We start from the raw sequence: 15,800 nt of genomic DNA on the forward strand, positions 1-15,800 counted from the left end.
TGAGAATGCCTGCGGGGCGCAGGCAAAAATCCGTCAAAAATGACGCAGCGACATCCATATACACCTTAGAATCGATTTTTCAATGCGGGCGTAGACTTTTAAATATTATCCTGATCGGTGGAATGCGCTCGCTGGTCGGGACAAAATCATGTAGAAGAAAAATATTGCCGGTCATTTCTGCATGTCGGCGACTGAGAGACCAAGCGCGCTCCCGCAAAAAGGAGTGCCTGTATGGACCTCAATCAGCTACTTTATCATCACCAAATTGCTCTCATCGAGTACGCGACCCGCGACAAGGGCAGCCCTGAGGTCAGATCGCGATTCGACCTGGTTCGCCATTACGAAATCCGGATCGCCCGTCTGCGACAGGACATGGGTGTATCGACCTACCCGCAATGGTCATGACCTGGCCGCCGCCGAACCACTTCGCTTGTCCAAGGTCGCGACCGGCAGGCATCCCGCCGTGCGGTCGGCAATGGATCCACGTCTCGAGAGATGACCTGACCTTTCAGCGGCGCAGTGAAATAGCCGATCTCGCGTTCGCATTACTGGGCGGTCGAGTGGCTGCGCGGAATTTTCTTTCCAGCCCCGGCCCCGATCACGAAGGCACCATGCTTGAGGTCGGAGCCGGCTCTTCCATCGGGAAAGCGCAGGTAACCAGCATGCTCTGGAAGATCGCCGCATCCCGGATGCGTCCGTATCAGTAGGAAATCCGAAATGGAAAGCGAAGACAAGGTCGCTCGGCCGGCCCGCGCGAAAATGCGATGGTCGGATCGCCCGAAGCTGGCCCCTGATGCGGCAAGCCGCCAGGGGCAGGTGACGAAGCTGGCGCTCGAAGCATTTGGGGGTCGGGACGAAGCTATTGCCTATCTCAACACGGCTTGCGGCAAGCTCGGAGGGCGACCGCTCGATCTTGCCGTGGAGTCTGCCGAAGGGCTGGGACGGGTGGAACGTGATCTTGCAGGCCTGAAGCCTGCATGCTGATCCGCGCGGGATACGATATCGCTTTCACATGCGAGCAGTCCGTGCCGATGCTCGCGCATCTCAGTATCCATGCTTCGCGCAACAAGGATTTGCGCACGCCGCAGCGGCTGTTCACCACGCCGGACGTGCCGATCTATGATTACGTGGACAGTTTCGGTAACATCTGCACCCGCCTGACCATCCCGGCTGGCGGACTGACGCTGTCCTGCGGCTTCGTCATCGACGATGATTTCGAACCGGACCCGGTTGAGCCGGAAGCCTCGCAATCCGCGATCGAGGCTCTGCCTGACGACGTCATGCTCTACCTTCTGGCCAGCCGCTATTGCGAAACGGACCGCCTGAACGAGACGGCATGGGAACTGTTCGGAGGCACCGCGCCGGGGTGGCCCCTTGTCCAGGCCATCGTCGAATACGTGCATCACCACATCCGCTTCGACTACATGACGGCAAGGTCAACGAAGACTGCGCGGGACGTGTTCGAGGAGCGCGAGGGTGTCTGCCGCGATTTCGCGCATCTGGCGATCACGCTGTGTCGCTGCATGAACGTGCCCGCACGGTATTGCACCGGCTATCTCGGCGACATGGACTTGCCGACGCCGCTGGGAAACATGGATTTCTCCGCCTGGTTCGAGGTGTGGCTGGGGGATCGCTGGTATGTTTTCGATGCAAGGCACAACCGCCCTCGTCGTGGGCGGATACTGATGGCACGAGGACGTGACGCGGCCGATGCGGCGTTGACGATGACCTTCGGCGCCGTCACCCTTTCCCGGTTCGATATCTATACCGACGAAGACAGGTTGGGCCTCGCTCTATCCTGATGCCGGCGCCGTTTGCTCGTGGGAGGCTTCAGGGAAAAAGCATGCCATGACGGCGGCTGTTACCCGAACGGGCCGCCGTGACACCGCGTCGATGCAACACCAGCGCGATTTTACTTCGGCAATCACTTCGCTGCCGCGCCGGATCGTCGTTTCATAGAATGCACTTTCCCGGCGCACTTGTTCCAGCACGACATTGGCCGTCAGCCGGTCGCGCAGGAACGCCGGTTTACGATACGTGATTTCATGCTTGAGCGCGATCCATAGATAGGTGGCAACTGCGGCAGGCGATGCGACCCTCTGCCAGTGTTCGATGACGGCTTCCTGCACCCATTTCAAGTATATCGAATTATTGACGTGACCCATAAAGTCGATGTCGTCGATGCCGATCGTCACAGGATAATCGTGGGTTTGCGTGGAATCCATGGCATCATGTATCACATTACCGTGACAGTCCGGATTCATTTCCCGACTAAACCCTGATTCAGCCTATCCATTTTTCTCGATGCGTGTACAATGATCGGGCTGAAACGTCGCCTGCGACGGATATTGGGCCGCCAAGGCTCCCCTTTGTCCTTTACTAGCCTCACGAAGCCGGGATGTGCCGCTGTTGGCGCATGCCCGTCATACTGCATTGGGCAAAGGATACCCATATGATCACCGGAACCGTAAAATTCTTCAACGCCGACAAGGGCTTCGGTTTCATCGCTCCCGAAACGGGCGGCGATGATGCCTTCGTTCACATCAGCGCTGTGGAACGTGCCGGCATGCGCACCCTGAACAAGGATCAGCGCGTGTCCTATGAACTGGAAACCGACCGCCGCGGCAAGACCTCGGCCGTCAATCTCCAGTCGGCCTGAACAAACCGGAGCGGCGGACCTTTACGAAGGTCCGCCGATCTTGGCCACCGGACACAGGAGTGAACTGATGTCGTCGCTGGCATTTTATCGCGAGCAAGCCGATCTCCAGACGATTGCGGCCGATGCCGCAAGCCTGCCTCAGGTACGTGACCGATGCCTGCGAGCAGTGTCCGCCTGGAACGAACTGGCTGATCGCGCCCAGAAAACCGAAGATGCTCGGAAAGTGAAAAATTCCCAGGCAGAAGTGATTTCTCTGGAAAGCAGTGAAATCAACTTTCAATAACGGCGCAAGATTTCCGTGTGAACGGCGGGCACGACTTCACAAGAAGTACGGTGTGATCGTCTTGGTCCGGACGGTGATCGTTGCCGAAATCTGCTGCGGATTGGGAGAGCGTCCCATCGGCTGAGCCGCGTTTCGAAAGAAGCTCCTCGATTTAAAGCTGCCAATCTCTTTTCGGTCAGTGTCGGATCTGTCGTGTGGTAAAGCCGCGCACGGGCGGTCGGTAAAGCACTGACGGATTAAAGTCCGTAACGGGTAGAGCCCGAAAAGTCGAAGTCCGGCATGCCAAAGGCAAGTATCGGAACTATCGCTGGGTCGCGACAGTCCCCCAACCGTCATACTTCACGTTGAACTTCGCTTCGAGACGAAGCGCTGTTTCCGTCAGGGCTCGTATCGCATCCCGATCGGTGGTCTGATCGCGCTGGACATCAAGCGCCTTTTCTCCGGTGTCGATTGTCACGCATTGGACGATGCGCCACCCAAGCGAACTTATGGCCTTTTGCAGCGCCTTGATCTCTTGCGTACTCCCGGTGAATCGTACGTCGACCGGGCGAATGATGAACGGTTTGTCACCGTTCTCGTTCAGGGATCGCAGGACATCACCATCCGCCGCCAATTCGGCTTCGACGCAGGCGGGATCAATTGACGGTAATTGCGCGCCAACGGTCTCTGCGAAAAGAAGGATGAGCATGGGATTCATGCTCAGTTGATCGCAGCCCTTTGGGGTGACCGCAAGAAGGCACTCTCCGGCCCAAGGAGACACCTTTTTCTTCTGGACTGTGCAAATCCCGTATCAACTCGCCCCGACTTCCCGGGAAGGCGCGGTGGGCCAACAAAAAGGCGGCGGCTCTTGCAAGCCGCCGCACTGATCCTCTGGAGGGACGTTGAACTTCAGAACTGGGTGCGCTTGGTGTAGCCGTTGTCGACCACGATGTTGGCGCCGGTCATCGCCTTGCATGCGGGCGAGACGACGAAAGCCACCGCCTTGGCGAGTTCCTCGCCGGTGGTGAACCGGCCCGAGGGCATGTTGGCGAGCGTCGCGTTGTAGAAGTCCGGCATGGCGGCCTGGATCTTGGGCCAGGGGCCGTCCTCGGTCAGCACCGGGCCGGGGGTGATGCAGTTCACGCGGATGCCTTCGCCCGCCAGCGCCTGCGCCAGTGACGAGGAATAGTTCATCACGGCGGCCTTGAGGGCGTTGTAGGGCTGAACGCCCATGAATTCCTCGACCGCGCCGGTCGAGCTGAAGCACACGATCGCGGCGTTGTCCGACTTGGCAAGGTGCGGGCGGGCCGCCGCAATGCCGCGCCGCATCGGCAGGATGTCGGCCTGGATCACGGCTTCCCACGCGGCGTCGGTGTCTTCGCCGAGGTTGGTGGAGGTGAAGCTGATGAAGATATCGCAGCCGCCGAGCGCCTCGGCCGCCTTGTCGACGAAGGCGGGGACCGCCTCGACCTGCGTGACGTCAAGCGCCTCGCCGTAGGTCTTCACGCCTGAAGCGGCGACCTCCGACAGCACGTTGTCCACCTTGTCCTGCGAGCGGCCGCAGATGGCGATGTCGCAGCCTTCGGCCGACAGCACATGCGCGACTACGCGGCCGATGCCGCCGTTCGCGCCCACGAGGATGGCCTTGAGGCCCTTCAGTCCGAGATCCATGTCTTGCGCTCCTCTGCCACGCGCGTGGTTTCTTGTCAGATGCCGTGGTGTCGCCGCTCGGGCGCGGCATGGCCACTATTTCTTTGGTCAGGAATGACCGCAGCCCCGCCGTGCTAGCGCGGGGGCCGCAACAATTCGACGGGAGAGTGTCATGAAGCGCCTCGAAGGAAAGCGCGCCGTTGTCCTCGGCGCCAGCAGCCCCGACAACATGGGCCAGCATATCGCCCGGCGCCTGATGGACGAGGGCGCCAGCGTGCTCGTTTCCGGCCGCAAGCAAGACGTGCTGGCCGATTTCGCCGCGCAGCATGACTGCAAGTGGAGCGCCTGCGACCTGACCGACAAGGCCAGCGTCGATGCTCTGGCGGACAGCGCCGCGCAGCAGCTTGGCGGCATCGACATTGCGGTGAATGCCACCGGCTGGGGGCTCCTGAAGGGCTTCCTGGAAACCACGCATGACGAACTGATGGCGATGACGATGCTGCAGTATGTCGGGCCTTTCCACTTCTACCAGGCGATGGTGGGCAAGATGGCGCGCAGCAAGGGCGGGCGCGGGGGCTCGCTGATCCAGATCAGCTCCGCGACGGCGACGATCATGCTCAACGACCACGCCGCCTACATGGGCACCAAGGCGGGGGCCGACCACGTGATCCGCTGCGTCGCGCACGAGTTCGGGGCGGAAGGCGTGCGCGCGAATTCGATCTCGCCGGGGTTGACCGACACGCCGATGACTTCGGACGCCAAGCAGGTGCCGGGCCTGTTCGACGCCTTCCTTGCGGGCTATCCGCTCGGCCGGATCGGCACCAGCGACGACATTGCGGCCGCCGTCGTCTGGCTTTCCAGCGACGAGTGCTTCATGACCGGCGAGAACCTGCAGGTAAATGGCGGCTTGACGCTGCGCCGCAACCCGATGAAGAGCGAAATCGACGCGGCCGTCGCAGCCGCCATGGCTGCGGGCTGAGAGTTTCCTGGGGAGGAAGGGCCGGCGGCGGTATCCAAGGATGCCGTCGCCAGTTCCAGTTACTTTCACTCCGCATCGTCATTGCGAGCGAAGCGAAGCAATCCAGGGCGACGCGAGATTGCCCTGGATTGCTTCGCTTCGCTCGCAATGACGAAAGTAGAGGGCTACTGACCGGGCACCAGCGCCTTCACATCCGCGCGCAGCAGGTCCTTGCGCACTTTGCCGGAAGCCGTGCGCGGGAAATCCTCGCGGAATTCGAACCTCTCGGGAATCTTCTGCTTCGCCAGCCCGCTGTCGGCGATGTGTGCGGCGAGCGCTTGCGGGCTCGGTGCCTCGCCATCGGCGATGACGTAGGCGCAGACACCTTCGCCCAGCCGTTCGTGCGGCATGGCGACGACGGCCGCCTCGCGCACGGCGGGATGGGCGTGCAGCACGTCCTCGATCTCCTTGGCCGAGATGTTCTCGCCGCCGCGGATGATGAGGTCCTTCTTGCGGCCGGTGATGGTGATCGCGCCGTCCTCCGTCCGCACGCCGAGGTCGCCGGTGCGGAAGAAGCCGTCCGTGGTGATCGCCTCGCGGGTCTGCGCCTCGTCGGCGTAGCCCAGCATCATGCCGGGGCCGCGCGCGAGGATTTCGCCTTCCCGGCCGTCGGGCAGGTCGCGGTCCTCGTGATCGACGATGCGCACTTCGTAATCGACCACGGCGCCGTCGGTCGTCGCGGCCAGTGCCTCGACGTTGGGCCAGCCGAACGTCACCAGCGGCACTTCGGAGGCGCCGAAGACGCGGAAGGCGCGGCAGTGGTCAAACGCGGCATTGGCGGCGGGGATCAGGTCCGCCGGAACCGCCGCGCCGCCGCAGGCGAAGAAGCGGAAGCTGGGCAGGCGATTGCCGCTCGCACGCGCGGCGGCCGCCAGCTCGACGAGAAACGGCGTGGCGGCGACGGTGCCGACCGCCTGATGCCGGTCGATCAGGGCGAGTGCCTGCTCCGCGTTCCAGCTTTCCATCAGCACCGTGCGGATTCCGCAGATGAACGGCGCCTCCAGCCCGTTGGCATAGCCCGAGACATGCGTGACGGGGGAGGGCATCAGCGTCGCCTCGCCTTCGGTCAGGCCCCAGTAGTGCCCGCTCTCGCGCAGGATGCGGGCGATCGAGACGTGGCTGTGCAGCACGCCCTTCGGCCGCCCCGTGGTGCCCGAGGTATAGAGCACCATCTTCACGCCCAGCGGATCGACTTTCGGCCGCGCGAAGGGGAGGGCGCGCCCTTCCTCGATCAGCGCTGTGTAATCGTCCGAACCTTCGCCGCGCACGGTGAAGACATGAGCCAGGTCCGGCAGCACGCCTGCGAGTCGCCGCGCCATCGCCGCGTAGTCGAACTTGCGGAACGAAGAGGCGACGAAGAACGCCCGCGCGCCGCAGTCCGCCAGCATCAGCGAGACTTCATGGTCGCGGTAGATCGGCACGATCGGGTTGACGACGAGGCCCGACATCGCGGCGGCCAGGTTGATCACCATCGCCTCGCGCCAGTTGGGCACCTGGAAGGCGATGACGTCTCCCGGCCGCAGGCCGCGCGCATGCATCGCGGCGCTCAGCGCCTCGGCATCGGCTACGGCCTGCGCGCGGGTGACGGTCACGTCGCCTTCGATCAGGCACACGAAGCCGGGGTCGGCCTCGGCCAGCGCGCTCGCCTGCTCGGCGATCGTGCGTTCGTCCCACAAGTCCGTTCCGGCGTAAGCAGCCAGATGCGGCGGTGGGGTTTCAAGCCATGCCCACGGGGGGCTCTTCCTCTCCATCATGATCCCCTGAGTGCCGCACTGTGCGCCCCCCTGTCGCCTATCACCTTGCGCAGCTTGTGGCGACCGGGCGGCTCGCGCAGGATCGACGTATAAATTACCGGGAGAAGACCGTGGAACGCGTAAAGCGCATTGGTGACGTGGCCGAGATCATGCTCGACTACGTGGCGAACAAGAAGACCTTCCAGACGGCGCGGCCGCTGCGCGTGCCCACCGGCAGCTATACCGACAAGGACCAGTTCAAGGCCGAGCTGGAGCTGGTCTTCAAGCGCGTGCCGCTGATGCTGGCCTTCACCGCCGAACTGCCGAATCCTGGCGACTACAAGGCGATGGACGCGGTCGGTTCGCCCGTGCTCATCAACCGCGACAAGCAGGGCAAGGTCCGCGCCTTCCTCAACGTCTGCTCGCATCGCGGCGCCCCGGTCGCGCCGGACGGCAAGGGCAACTGCTCGCGCTTCACCTGCAAGTACCACTCTTGGACCTATGGCGCCGACGGCAAGCTGATCGGCATCTCCGAGCCGGGCACCTTCGGCGAGGTGGACAAGGGCGCGATGGGCCTGCGCGAACTGCCGTGCGAGGAACGCGGCGGTATGATCTTCGTGTGCCTGACGCCCAACGCGCCGATGGACCTCGATCACTATTTCAAGGACTTCCTCGAGGATTTCGACGCGCTCGACTTCGCGAACTGGACGTACCTCGGCAATCGCACGATCCACGGCGCCAACTGGAAGATCGCCTTCGACGGATACCTAGAGGGCTACCACTTCAAGTCGCTCCACCCCGAGACGATTTTCCCGCGCACGCCGTCGAACTGCACGCATTACGAGGGCTTCGGGCCGAACATCCGCATCGGCTTCCCGCAGCATTCGATCGCCGAGCAGCTCAAGGACGTGCCGCGCGAGGAATGGGGCAACCGCGAGAACTACGGCTACGATTTCGTGCGCATCTTCTTCCCCAACGTCTCGATCTTCATCGCGCCGGAGATCACGCAAGTCGCGCAGCTGTTCCCCGGACCGACGCCCGCCGAGAACCGCACGGTGCTGAACTACCTGCGCCGCAATCCGGTCAAGGACGAGGCGGACCGCGAGGCCGTGGAAGGCGCGATGAACTTCTTCCGCGATGTCACGTATGAGGAAGACTACGTGATCGGCCTCGAGATCCAGAAGGGCCTCGAATCGGGCGCGCATGACGACCTGACGTTCGGCAAGAACGAACGCGGGAACCAGTACTTCCATGAGTGGCTGAACTGGTATCTGGCGGATGATGCCTCCTTGCCCGAACCGGTGATGTAGGATTTGCCCACCCCTGTCCCCTCCCGCGAGCGGGAGGGGGATGACAGACCTGCGCCTTGCCCTCCCGCTCGCGGGAGGGCCGGGAGGCTTGAGAGCGCAGCGAACTAGCCGGACGGGGTGGGTTTGGGAGAAAAAACAATGCATAAACTATCCCTCGCCTCCGGCGTCCTGCCCGAATTCGGGGCGGTGGACGTGATCGAGGCAGGCGCCGCCGCCGGGTTCGACGCGGTCGGCCTCTGGGTCGATCCGCTGGAATGGACCGCGCAGCATACCCGCGATGCGCGCGCAGCATTGCAGCGCACCGGCCTGCCGGTGCTCGACGTCGAGGTCGTGTGGATTCGCCCCGACACCACGCTCGACGATCACCGCAAGGTGCTGGACGTCGGGGCGCAGCTCGGCGCGGCGAACGTGCTATGCGTATCCTCGCACGAGGAGGGCGAGACGATCGAGCGCCTCTCCGCCCTTTGCCGCCACGCCGAGGGATCGGGAATGCGGGTGGCGCTGGAATTCGGCATCTTCACCGAGGTGAAGACCCTGAGCCAGGCGCTCGGCATCCTCGACCGGGTGGGGCATCCCTTGCGCGCGGTGCTGGTCGATCCGATCCACGTCGACCGCTCCGGCACTACGGTCGACCAGATCGCGGCCATCGATCCGGCGCTGCTGCCTTACGCCCAGTTCTGCGACGCGCGGGCCGAGCGGCCCGATCCGGCGAACTTCGACGCGGTCATCACCGATGCCATCGACCTGCGCGAACAGCCGGGCGAAGGCGCGTTGCCGCTGGCGGCGATGCTGCAGGCCCTGCCGCAAGGTATTCCGCTGTCCCTGGAACTGCGCTCGGCGGCGCTACGCGAGGCGTTCTCGCACCCGGCGCTGCGGGCGAAGGCGGTGCTGGACGGGATGCGCGAGTGGATGGGCGTGCTGGCATGACGGTTACCGTGATCACGCTCCTCAAGCGCCGCGAAGGCATGAGCGTCGAGGACTTCCGCGCCTACTACGAAAGCAGCCACCGCGTGATCGGCGAGAAGGTACTGGCCGGCTACGCCACGCGCTACGTGCGCCGGTTTCTCTCGCCGATGGACGGGACGGACCAGCCGTTCGATCACGACGTGGTGATGGAAATCGACTTCCCCGACGCGGCGACGCGCGATGCCTGCTTCGCCGCGCTGGGCGATCCGCAGGTCGCCGCGATGATCGCCGAGGACGAGGAAAACCTGTTTGACCGCAGCCGGGTCCGCGCCTTCACCGTGACCGAGAGTGCATCGGTGATGCCGCCGGTTGGATAACCTCTTCCGTCATTGCGAGCGAAGCGAAGCAAAGCAATCCAGGGCCGAGCGAACCGCTCTGGATTGCTTTGCTTCGCTTCGCTTGCAATGACGAAGGCGTCAGGCCGACTTGCGAGCGGCGCGCTCGCTGGGACGGAAACCGATCTCCGCGAGCAAGTCCATGAGACGCTGGCCGTCGGCCCGGACGCGATCGCGCCATTCCTTGTGGTCGAGGTGGCCCAGCACCGAGCGCTGGAACAACCCGGCTTCCCGCACGGCATCGCGGAGCAGGGCGGCGGGCACAGCATCGGCGTCCACCGTGCCGCTCTCGATGGCACGGATCTCGACGACGCGCGCCACCTGCTGGGCACGACTGCGGTTGAGGGTGTTCATATCCACGTTTCAGGCTCCCGGGCGGGGGCGGCGTCGCGACCGATACCGCGCTGTCTCTCAATCCGGGAACACGGCCGGGCCGATTAAGTTTCGGTTCATCCGGCGAATTAGGGCTTCGCGTTGAAATTTTTTCCTTTGCGTTCAAATGTGAACGCGGAAAGTCAGGCGTGGATCTCCAGAATCTCGAAGACATTGCCGAAGAAGTCGCGGCAATAGGTTCCGGCATAGCCGTGTTTCACGCCGCTCGCATCGATGGTGATGCCCTCCATCGCGGGCGGCGTGTGCACCGGCAGGCCCGCCGCGACGATCCGTTCGTGGACGGCAAGGACGTCCTCCACTTGCAGCGCCATATGGGTATAGCCGTATTCGTTGACGCCCCGGCGCGGGTCCTGCGGTGCCTGCTTCGGGGCGTCGTACTGGAAGACCTCGATCTGGAGATTGCCGAGGCGGCAGAAGAACTGGTTGGCGGCGCTGCCCTTGAGACCCACCACTTCGTCGATGAAGGGGTTGTCGGACCAGCTCAGCGGCTCGACTTCCTCGACCGCGCCGAGGATCTCGAGGTAGAATTCACGTGCCTTGCCCAGATCGGGCACCGAGACGCCGATATGGTGGACGCCGATGACGCCGGGCAGTTTCTGGGCCATGCTCCGCTCCTCCTTTTCAGACCTGGCTGAACCCGCCGTCCATCACCAGTTCGTCGCAGGTCATGAAGCTGGACGCGCTGGAGGCGAGGAACACCACGCCGCCCGCCATTTCCTCCGGTTTGCCGAGGCGGCCGATCGGGTGCGCGACGTTCATCGCCGCGATCGAGGCTTCGCGCGAAGGCGCAGCGCCAAGCTCGATATAGCGGTCCATGATCGAGCCCAGCATCGGCGTGTCGATCCCGCCGGGGTGCACCGAGTTGACGCGGATGTTGTACTTGAGCGCGGCGAACTCTGCGCCCAGGCACTTCGAAAGCATCTTGATCGCGGCCTTGCTGACGCAATAGGCGGCATTGAACGCCGCGCCGCGCAGGCCGCCGACGCTCGAGAAGTTGATGACCGAGGCGCCCGAGGCCCGCGCCTTACCGCCTTCCTGCAGCAGGCCCAGCATGACCTGCGTGCCGATGATCGCCGAGTCGACGTTGATGGCGTTGACCTTGTGGAACTCGGAGAGCGGGGTGTCCTCGAACTTGGTCACGATCGAGAAGCCCGCGTTGTTCACCAGTGCATCGAGGCGGCCGTATTTTTCGCGCACCAGCGCCTCCACCGCGCGCCAGTCGGCCTCGCTGGTGACGTCGTGCCTGAGGTAGTGGTCGGCGCCTTCGATGTCTGCGCTTTCCTTGAGGTCGGTGGCGATCACGGTGGCGCCGGCGGCCTTCATGGCCTTGACGATCTCGCGGCCGATGCCGCCGGCGGCGCCGGTGACGACGGCGATCACGTCGGGAAGGGCGATGGTCATGGTCTTGTCTCTCCCAAGGGCCTCTGTGTGCCGCTGTGGTGGGGTTATGGTATCGCTAGGTGCCGTTGAGTGCCGCTTTGTGCCGCTATTGCGCGGTCCAGCCGCCATCGATGACAAGCTCGCCGCCGGTCATGTACGAACTGTCTGAGGACGCGAGGAAATAGACCGCGCTGGCCAGTTCCGCAGGGTCCGCCAGTCGCCCAATCGGGGTCTTGCTGGACATCAGATCGACCAGATCCTGCGCCTTGCTGGCGACGCCCTTGTCCACCCAGCGCTGGAACCCTTCCTTGAGGAGCGGGGTCAGAACGAAGCCGGGATGCAGCGAATTGGCGCGGATCGGCATCTTCTTTTCGGCGAATTCCAGCGCGATCGACTTGGTGAACAGCCGCACCGCGCCCTTGCTGGCGTTGTAGCCCGAAACCTCGCTCATGCCGACGAGGCCCATGATCGAACTGACGTTGATGATCGAGGCGCCGCCCCGGAAATCCGCCCCGCTCGCGGCCATCAGCGGCACGAACGTCCGCACGCCGAGGAACACGCCATCGACGTTGATGCTCATGATCCGGCGCCAGCCCTCAAGCGAGGTCTCGGCCACCGGGCCGGTCAGGTCGATGCCCGCATTGTTGACCAGAATGTGCAGTTTTCCGTGCCTTTCGGTCACGGCGGCGAGCACTTTGGCCCAGTCGTCCTCGCTGGCGACATTGGCGCTGACGTAGCTGGCGGCCTGCCCCAGACGGGCGAGCGTGGCGCTGGCATACTCGGTGTCCGGCGCCTCGAGGTCGGTCAGGACCACTTCCGCGCCTTCGGCCAGGAACCGCTCGACACAGGCGAGGCCGATGCCGCGAAGCCCGCCGGAAACCAGCGCTACGCGGCCCTTCAGCCGCTGCGAACCCAGTTCCTCGCTCATACGCCGTTCATCCCTGCGGTGGACGCGCCGTCCATGGTGAATTCGCTTCCCGAACAGAACCTTGCCTCATCGCTTGCAAGCCAAGCGACCATCCCGGCGACTTCCTCCACGGCGGCCATGCGGCCCATCGGAGACAGGCCCTCGTAGGCGGCGCGGGTGGCGACGGGGTCGCCCGATTTCTCGATCAGGTTCACGATCAGGGCGGTCTCGACGACGCCCGGCAGCACGGCGTTGACGCGGATGCCGTACTTCTGGTTGCCCGAATGCACCGCCGACGCCTTGACCAGCGCGATCACGGCGGCCTTCGACACCGAATAGGCCACGAAGTTGCCCATCGCCCGGTGCGCGTTCATCGAGGAGTTGACGATGATCGAGCCGACCGGCCCTTCCGGGTTCTTCGCCATGGCCCGCATCGCGTGCTGCACGGTGAGCATGACGCCGGTGAGGTTGACCCCCATGACGTTGTTCCAGCCTTCGATCGAGATGCTCTCGATGCTGCCGTCGCCGCTTTCGGTCCCGGCATTGGCGAAGGCGATGTCGAGCCGCCCGTGCTTTTCGAGGATCTGTGCGATCAGGCCGTCCCACGCCGCCGCGTCGGTGACGTTGTGCTTCACGAACTCGGCCCCGGTCGCGGCGCACAGCGCATCCGCCGCCGCTTGGTTGGAGCCGGTGAAAATGACTTTAGCCCCGTCGGCGCACAGACGCTCGACAGTGCCGGCGCCGATGCCGGAGGTTCCTCCGGTGACCAGCGCCACCTTGCCTTCAAGCCGCTTCACGGCATTCTCCCGATTACTATCCCGGCCAACATGGCCCATCCGCGCCGCTCCACAACCTATGATTTTGAGCAAGGTGACTTGTGGTGCAGCGGGGTGCAGAAATGGCGACAAACAGGGAAATGCGTTCTTGGGAGATTGAACGACCATGGCCGATCGAGATCCGGAAATCGCCGGAAAGCTGGGTGAAGACCGCAGCGAAGGCATAAGCTGGGCGGAACTGATGGCGCAGGATTCGCGCACTCCGCCTGCGATTCTGACTGACGAGAGCTATACGTACCGCGGTTCGGAGGCGATTCCCGCCGAGCGTTACACCAGCGAGGCATTCGCCAAGCTCGAACGCGAGCGGATGTGGCCCTACGTGTGGCAGTTCGTCGCGCGCGAGGAAGACCTGCCCGATCCGGGCGACTTCATCGTCTATGAGAACGCGGGCCGTTCGTACCTCGTCAGCCGTCAGGACGACGGCTCGATCCGGGCGATGCACAACGTCTGCCTCCACCGTGGCCGCAAGCTGCGCACCGAGGAAGGCGCGGCCGACAAGTTCGTTTGCCCGTTCCATGGCTTTGCTTGGAAGAAGGACGGCAGCTTCGATTCGATGCCCTGCCAGTGGGACTTCCCGCACCTCGCCGAAAAGGATCTCGACCTGCCCGCCGCCGAAGTCGGCCGCTGGTCGGGCTACGTCTTCATCCGTGAGGAATCGGGCGGCCCGAGCCTCGAGGAATTTCTCGCCCCGCTGCCCGAGCACTTCAAGCGCTGGCGGCATGAGGAATGTGCCAGCGTCATGCGCGTGGCCAAGGAAGTGCCGGCCAACTGGAAGGTGGTGATGGAGGCTTTCATGGAAGCCTGGCACACCATCGTCACGCACCCGCAGCTGCTGCCGTTCACCGGCGATTCCAACGCCGCCTACTGGACCTGGGGCGACAACGTGAACGTCAACCTCGTGCCCTTCGGCGTGATGAGCCCGCACATCGCGGAAGGGCAGGGCGAGCAGTGGATCGTCGACGAGTTCATCAAGTACAACGGTCGTTCGGGTGACAACTACGAGGGTGAGGCCCACACCAACCCGATGGCGATCAAGGTGCCCGAGGGCATGACCGCTCGCGCCGCGCTGGGCGCCGCCATGCGCGCGGCCTATACCGAGAGCACCGGCTACGACCATGCCGACGCGACCGACGCCGAGCTGCTCGACGGACTCGTCTACAACGTGTTCCCGAACTTCGCGCCTTGGGGCGGGTACATGCCGAACATCGTCTACAACTGGCTGCCCGGCAAGACGCCCGACACCTGCATCATGGAAGTCCGCATCCTCGCGCGCATTCCCAAGGGCCAGCCGATCCCGCGCGGCGCGCCGCTGAAGATGCTGCGGCTCGACCAGAAGTGGACCGAGGCGCCGGAACTCGGCATTCTGGGCGACGTGTTCGAGCAGGACATGGATAACCTGCCTTACGTGCAGGACGGCCTCCATGCCTCGAAGAACGGCAAGGTGAACCTCGGCAACTATCAGGAAATCCGCATCCGCCAGTTCCAGGACACGATGATGAAGTACATCGTCGGCGACCTTGGGGGCGACCTCGGCGGGGCTCCGAAGGCATGAGTGAGGCTGAAGGCGCGCATCCGCCGCGCATAAACTGCGCCCTCATCTGCGGCGGCGTGTGGCACGACATGGACTTCGCGCGGCTGGAGCTTCTGAAGCTCCTCGCCGAAGACCCCAGCGTGCGCACCCGCGTGTTTGAGGATTACGAGAACCTCGACGCGCTGCGGCAGGCGGACATCCTCATCACCTATACCTGCGACGTCACGCCCTCGCTGGCGGCGCAGGAGGTGCTGCGCGACTGGCTGAAGGCGGGCGGGCGCTGGCATGCGCTGCACGGCACCAACTCGGTGCTGCGCCTGCTTTCCGAAGGGCCGGACAAGGGCCTTTGGGACGCCCCGCGCTGGGCGCCGCTGTTCATGGACATGCTGGGTTCGCAGTTCATCTCGCACCCGCCGATCGCCCCTTACACGGTGACCGTGGCCGATCCCGGCCATCCGCTGGTGGAGGGGATCGAGCCGTTCGAGACAACCGACGAACTCTACCACATGGAAACGCACGGCCACCTGCACGTCCTGCTGGAAACCGATTGCACGGTGGAGGGTACCGGCTTCGTCGAAGCGGCCGATGCACTCGGCAAGCAGCCGGTGATGTACCTCAAGGATCACGGCAAGGGCGCTGTGCTCTACAACACGCTGGGCCATTGCCGGGGACACTACGATCTCCAGCCGATGCTCGACTGGTGGCCGACGGTGGACCGCTGCGCGTGGGATCTCCCGGTGTTCTACGAATTGCTGCGCCGGGGCATCGCCTGGCTCAAGCAGGGCGGGAAGTGAGACGCGGCGCCGGGGTCTGCCCCGGC

General features: G+C 64.0%; 20 protein-coding genes. 11 read left to right on the forward strand and 9 right to left on the reverse strand.

Translation table 11 applies throughout. The annotated features are described in order from the left end of the window. Positions 1-231 precede the first annotated feature (231 nt). The 3 genes from PKE80_RS19385 (at position 232) to PKE80_RS19395 (ending at position 1,802) form a co-directional block, all read left to right on the forward strand. Positions 232-405, forward strand: coding sequence for a hypothetical protein (locus PKE80_RS19385; protein WP_271183916.1), 174 nt, complete (start codon positions 232-234; stop codon positions 403-405). 312 nt (positions 406-717) lie between these two features. Beyond that, positions 718-984: an antitoxin Xre/MbcA/ParS toxin-binding domain-containing protein gene (locus tag PKE80_RS19390; protein WP_271183917.1), complete on the forward strand. Its 267-nt coding sequence runs from the start codon at positions 718-720 to the stop codon at positions 982-984. Then, positions 978-1,802, forward strand: coding sequence for a transglutaminase-like domain-containing protein (locus PKE80_RS19395; RefSeq protein WP_271183918.1), 825 nt, complete (start codon positions 978-980; stop codon positions 1,800-1,802). The genes PKE80_RS19390 and PKE80_RS19395 overlap by 7 nt, the downstream gene beginning before the upstream one ends. On the opposite strand, the gene PKE80_RS19400 is transcribed toward PKE80_RS19395, so the two are convergent. After that, positions 1,794-2,225 carry an acyl-CoA thioesterase gene (locus PKE80_RS19400; RefSeq protein ID WP_271183919.1) on the reverse strand — a complete coding sequence of 144 codons (432 nt, stop codon included), beginning with the start codon at positions 2,223-2,225 and terminating at the stop codon, positions 1,794-1,796. The two genes, PKE80_RS19395 and PKE80_RS19400, sit on opposite strands and share 9 nt — an antisense overlap. 227 nt (positions 2,226-2,452) lie before the next feature. Here PKE80_RS19400 and PKE80_RS19405 point away from each other — a divergent pair, with 227 nt between their 5' ends. Both PKE80_RS19405 and PKE80_RS19410 read left to right on the forward strand, forming a co-directional pair. Continuing rightward, the gene (locus PKE80_RS19405; protein WP_036526131.1) at positions 2,453-2,659 is read left to right on the forward strand and encodes a cold-shock protein; all 207 of its coding nucleotides are present in this window, start codon (positions 2,453-2,455) and stop codon (positions 2,657-2,659) included. Between the two features lie 67 nt (positions 2,660-2,726). Then, positions 2,727-2,942 carry a hypothetical protein gene (locus PKE80_RS19410; protein WP_271183920.1) on the forward strand — a complete coding sequence of 72 codons (216 nt, stop codon included), beginning with the start codon at positions 2,727-2,729 and terminating at the stop codon, positions 2,940-2,942. Positions 2,943-3,243: 301 nt separating this feature from the next. Here PKE80_RS19410 and PKE80_RS19415 read toward each other — a convergent pair whose 3' ends face one another. Continuing rightward, entirely contained in the window at positions 3,244-3,639 is a 396-nt protein-coding gene (locus PKE80_RS19415; protein ID WP_271183921.1) for a ribonuclease E inhibitor RraB, read from the reverse strand. Positions 3,640-3,830: 191 nt separating this feature from the next. Beyond that, positions 3,831-4,592, reverse strand: coding sequence for an SDR family NAD(P)-dependent oxidoreductase (locus tag PKE80_RS19420; protein WP_271183922.1), 762 nt, complete (start codon positions 4,590-4,592; stop codon positions 3,831-3,833). Positions 4,593-4,743: 151 nt separating this feature from the next. On the opposite strand from PKE80_RS19420, the gene PKE80_RS19425 reads away from it, so the two are divergent. Further along, on the forward strand, positions 4,744-5,550 hold the full coding sequence (locus PKE80_RS19425) for an SDR family NAD(P)-dependent oxidoreductase (protein WP_271183923.1): 807 nt from the start codon (positions 4,744-4,746) through the stop codon (positions 5,548-5,550). 164 nt (positions 5,551-5,714) lie between these two features. Here the strand turns inward: PKE80_RS19425 and PKE80_RS19430 are convergent, their stop codons facing one another. Then, a complete protein-coding gene (locus tag PKE80_RS19430) occupies positions 5,715-7,343 on the reverse strand; it encodes an AMP-binding protein (RefSeq protein WP_370424384.1) in 1,629 nt (542 codons plus the stop codon). A gap of 110 nt (positions 7,344-7,453) precedes the next feature. On the opposite strand from PKE80_RS19430, the gene PKE80_RS19435 reads away from it, so the two are divergent. The 3 genes from PKE80_RS19435 to PKE80_RS19445 all read left to right on the forward strand — a co-directional run bounded on the left by PKE80_RS19435 (position 7,454) and on the right by PKE80_RS19445 (position 9,915). Beyond that, positions 7,454-8,632: an aromatic ring-hydroxylating oxygenase subunit alpha gene (locus tag PKE80_RS19435; RefSeq protein ID WP_271183925.1), complete on the forward strand. Its 1,179-nt coding sequence runs from the start codon at positions 7,454-7,456 to the stop codon at positions 8,630-8,632. A 138-nt stretch (positions 8,633-8,770) separates the two neighbouring features. After that, on the forward strand, positions 8,771-9,559 hold the full coding sequence (locus tag PKE80_RS19440) for a sugar phosphate isomerase/epimerase family protein (RefSeq protein WP_271183926.1): 789 nt from the start codon (positions 8,771-8,773) through the stop codon (positions 9,557-9,559). Beyond that, entirely contained in the window at positions 9,556-9,915 is a 360-nt protein-coding gene (locus tag PKE80_RS19445; protein WP_271183927.1) for an EthD domain-containing protein, read from the forward strand. Before PKE80_RS19440 ends, PKE80_RS19445 begins: the two co-directional genes overlap by 4 nt. 99 nt (positions 9,916-10,014) lie before the next feature. On the opposite strand, the gene PKE80_RS19450 is transcribed toward PKE80_RS19445, so the two are convergent. The 5 genes from PKE80_RS19450 to PKE80_RS19470 form a co-directional block, all read right to left on the reverse strand. Continuing rightward, on the reverse strand, positions 10,015-10,293 hold the full coding sequence (locus PKE80_RS19450) for a hypothetical protein (protein ID WP_271183928.1): 279 nt from the start codon (positions 10,291-10,293) through the stop codon (positions 10,015-10,017). A 155-nt stretch (positions 10,294-10,448) separates the two neighbouring features. Continuing rightward, positions 10,449-10,931, reverse strand: coding sequence for a VOC family protein (locus PKE80_RS19455; protein WP_271183929.1), 483 nt, complete (start codon positions 10,929-10,931; stop codon positions 10,449-10,451). 16 nt (positions 10,932-10,947) lie between these two features. Beyond that, complete coding sequence (locus tag PKE80_RS19460) at positions 10,948-11,727, reverse strand: SDR family NAD(P)-dependent oxidoreductase (RefSeq protein WP_271183930.1); 780 nt, start codon at positions 11,725-11,727, stop codon at positions 10,948-10,950. Positions 11,728-11,812: 85 nt separating this feature from the next. Next, the gene (locus tag PKE80_RS19465; protein ID WP_271183931.1) at positions 11,813-12,634 is read right to left on the reverse strand and encodes an SDR family NAD(P)-dependent oxidoreductase; all 822 of its coding nucleotides are present in this window, start codon (positions 12,632-12,634) and stop codon (positions 11,813-11,815) included. Then, positions 12,631-13,410, reverse strand: coding sequence for an SDR family NAD(P)-dependent oxidoreductase (locus PKE80_RS19470; RefSeq protein WP_036526546.1), 780 nt, complete (start codon positions 13,408-13,410; stop codon positions 12,631-12,633). Before PKE80_RS19470 ends, PKE80_RS19465 begins: the two co-directional genes overlap by 4 nt. A gap of 145 nt (positions 13,411-13,555) precedes the next feature. Between PKE80_RS19470 and PKE80_RS19475 the strand changes: the two genes are divergently transcribed. After that, positions 13,556-15,001, forward strand: coding sequence for an aromatic ring-hydroxylating oxygenase subunit alpha (locus tag PKE80_RS19475; RefSeq protein ID WP_271183932.1), 1,446 nt, complete (start codon positions 13,556-13,558; stop codon positions 14,999-15,001). After that, positions 14,998-15,774 (forward strand): ThuA domain-containing protein, encoded by a 777-nt coding sequence (locus tag PKE80_RS19480; protein ID WP_271183933.1) that lies wholly within the window; start codon positions 14,998-15,000, stop codon positions 15,772-15,774. The genes PKE80_RS19475 and PKE80_RS19480 overlap by 4 nt, the downstream gene beginning before the upstream one ends. The last annotated feature ends 26 nt before the right edge of the window (positions 15,775-15,800 follow it).

Source organism: Novosphingobium resinovorum (genome assembly GCF_027922145.1).
In the GTDB taxonomy this organism is placed as follows: Bacteria; Pseudomonadota; Alphaproteobacteria; order Sphingomonadales; family Sphingomonadaceae; genus Novosphingobium; species Novosphingobium resinovorum.

What these genes read in the sequence shown, in the direction of transcription:
- PKE80_RS19385 (WP_271183916.1), top strand. Translation starts at nt 232, where the DNA reads ATGGACCTCAATCAGCTACTTTATCATCACCAAATTGCTCTCATCGAG.
- PKE80_RS19390 (WP_271183917.1), top strand. Translation starts at nt 718, where the DNA reads ATGGAAAGCGAAGACAAGGTCGCTCGGCCGGCCCGCGCGAAAATGCGA.
- PKE80_RS19395 (WP_271183918.1), top strand. Translation starts at nt 978, where the DNA reads ATGCTGATCCGCGCGGGATACGATATCGCTTTCACATGCGAGCAGTCC.
- PKE80_RS19400 (WP_271183919.1), bottom strand. Translation starts at nt 2,225, where the DNA reads ATGGATTCCACGCAAACCCACGATTATCCTGTGACGATCGGCATCGAC.
- PKE80_RS19405 (WP_036526131.1), top strand. Translation starts at nt 2,453, where the DNA reads ATGATCACCGGAACCGTAAAATTCTTCAACGCCGACAAGGGCTTCGGT.
- PKE80_RS19410 (WP_271183920.1), top strand. Translation starts at nt 2,727, where the DNA reads ATGTCGTCGCTGGCATTTTATCGCGAGCAAGCCGATCTCCAGACGATT.
- PKE80_RS19415 (WP_271183921.1), bottom strand. Translation starts at nt 3,639, where the DNA reads ATGAATCCCATGCTCATCCTTCTTTTCGCAGAGACCGTTGGCGCGCAA.
- PKE80_RS19420 (WP_271183922.1), bottom strand. Translation starts at nt 4,592, where the DNA reads ATGGATCTCGGACTGAAGGGCCTCAAGGCCATCCTCGTGGGCGCGAAC.
- PKE80_RS19425 (WP_271183923.1), top strand. Translation starts at nt 4,744, where the DNA reads ATGAAGCGCCTCGAAGGAAAGCGCGCCGTTGTCCTCGGCGCCAGCAGC.
- PKE80_RS19430 (WP_370424384.1), bottom strand. Translation starts at nt 7,343, where the DNA reads ATGATGGAGAGGAAGAGCCCCCCGTGGGCATGGCTTGAAACCCCACCG.
- PKE80_RS19440 (WP_271183926.1), top strand. Translation starts at nt 8,771, where the DNA reads ATGCATAAACTATCCCTCGCCTCCGGCGTCCTGCCCGAATTCGGGGCG.
- PKE80_RS19445 (WP_271183927.1), top strand. Translation starts at nt 9,556, where the DNA reads ATGACGGTTACCGTGATCACGCTCCTCAAGCGCCGCGAAGGCATGAGC.
- PKE80_RS19455 (WP_271183929.1), bottom strand. Translation starts at nt 10,931, where the DNA reads ATGGCCCAGAAACTGCCCGGCGTCATCGGCGTCCACCATATCGGCGTC.
- PKE80_RS19460 (WP_271183930.1), bottom strand. Translation starts at nt 11,727, where the DNA reads ATGACCATCGCCCTTCCCGACGTGATCGCCGTCGTCACCGGCGCCGCC.
- PKE80_RS19465 (WP_271183931.1), bottom strand. Translation starts at nt 12,634, where the DNA reads ATGAGCGAGGAACTGGGTTCGCAGCGGCTGAAGGGCCGCGTAGCGCTG.
- PKE80_RS19475 (WP_271183932.1), top strand. Translation starts at nt 13,556, where the DNA reads ATGGCCGATCGAGATCCGGAAATCGCCGGAAAGCTGGGTGAAGACCGC.
- PKE80_RS19480 (WP_271183933.1), top strand. Translation starts at nt 14,998, where the DNA reads ATGAGTGAGGCTGAAGGCGCGCATCCGCCGCGCATAAACTGCGCCCTC.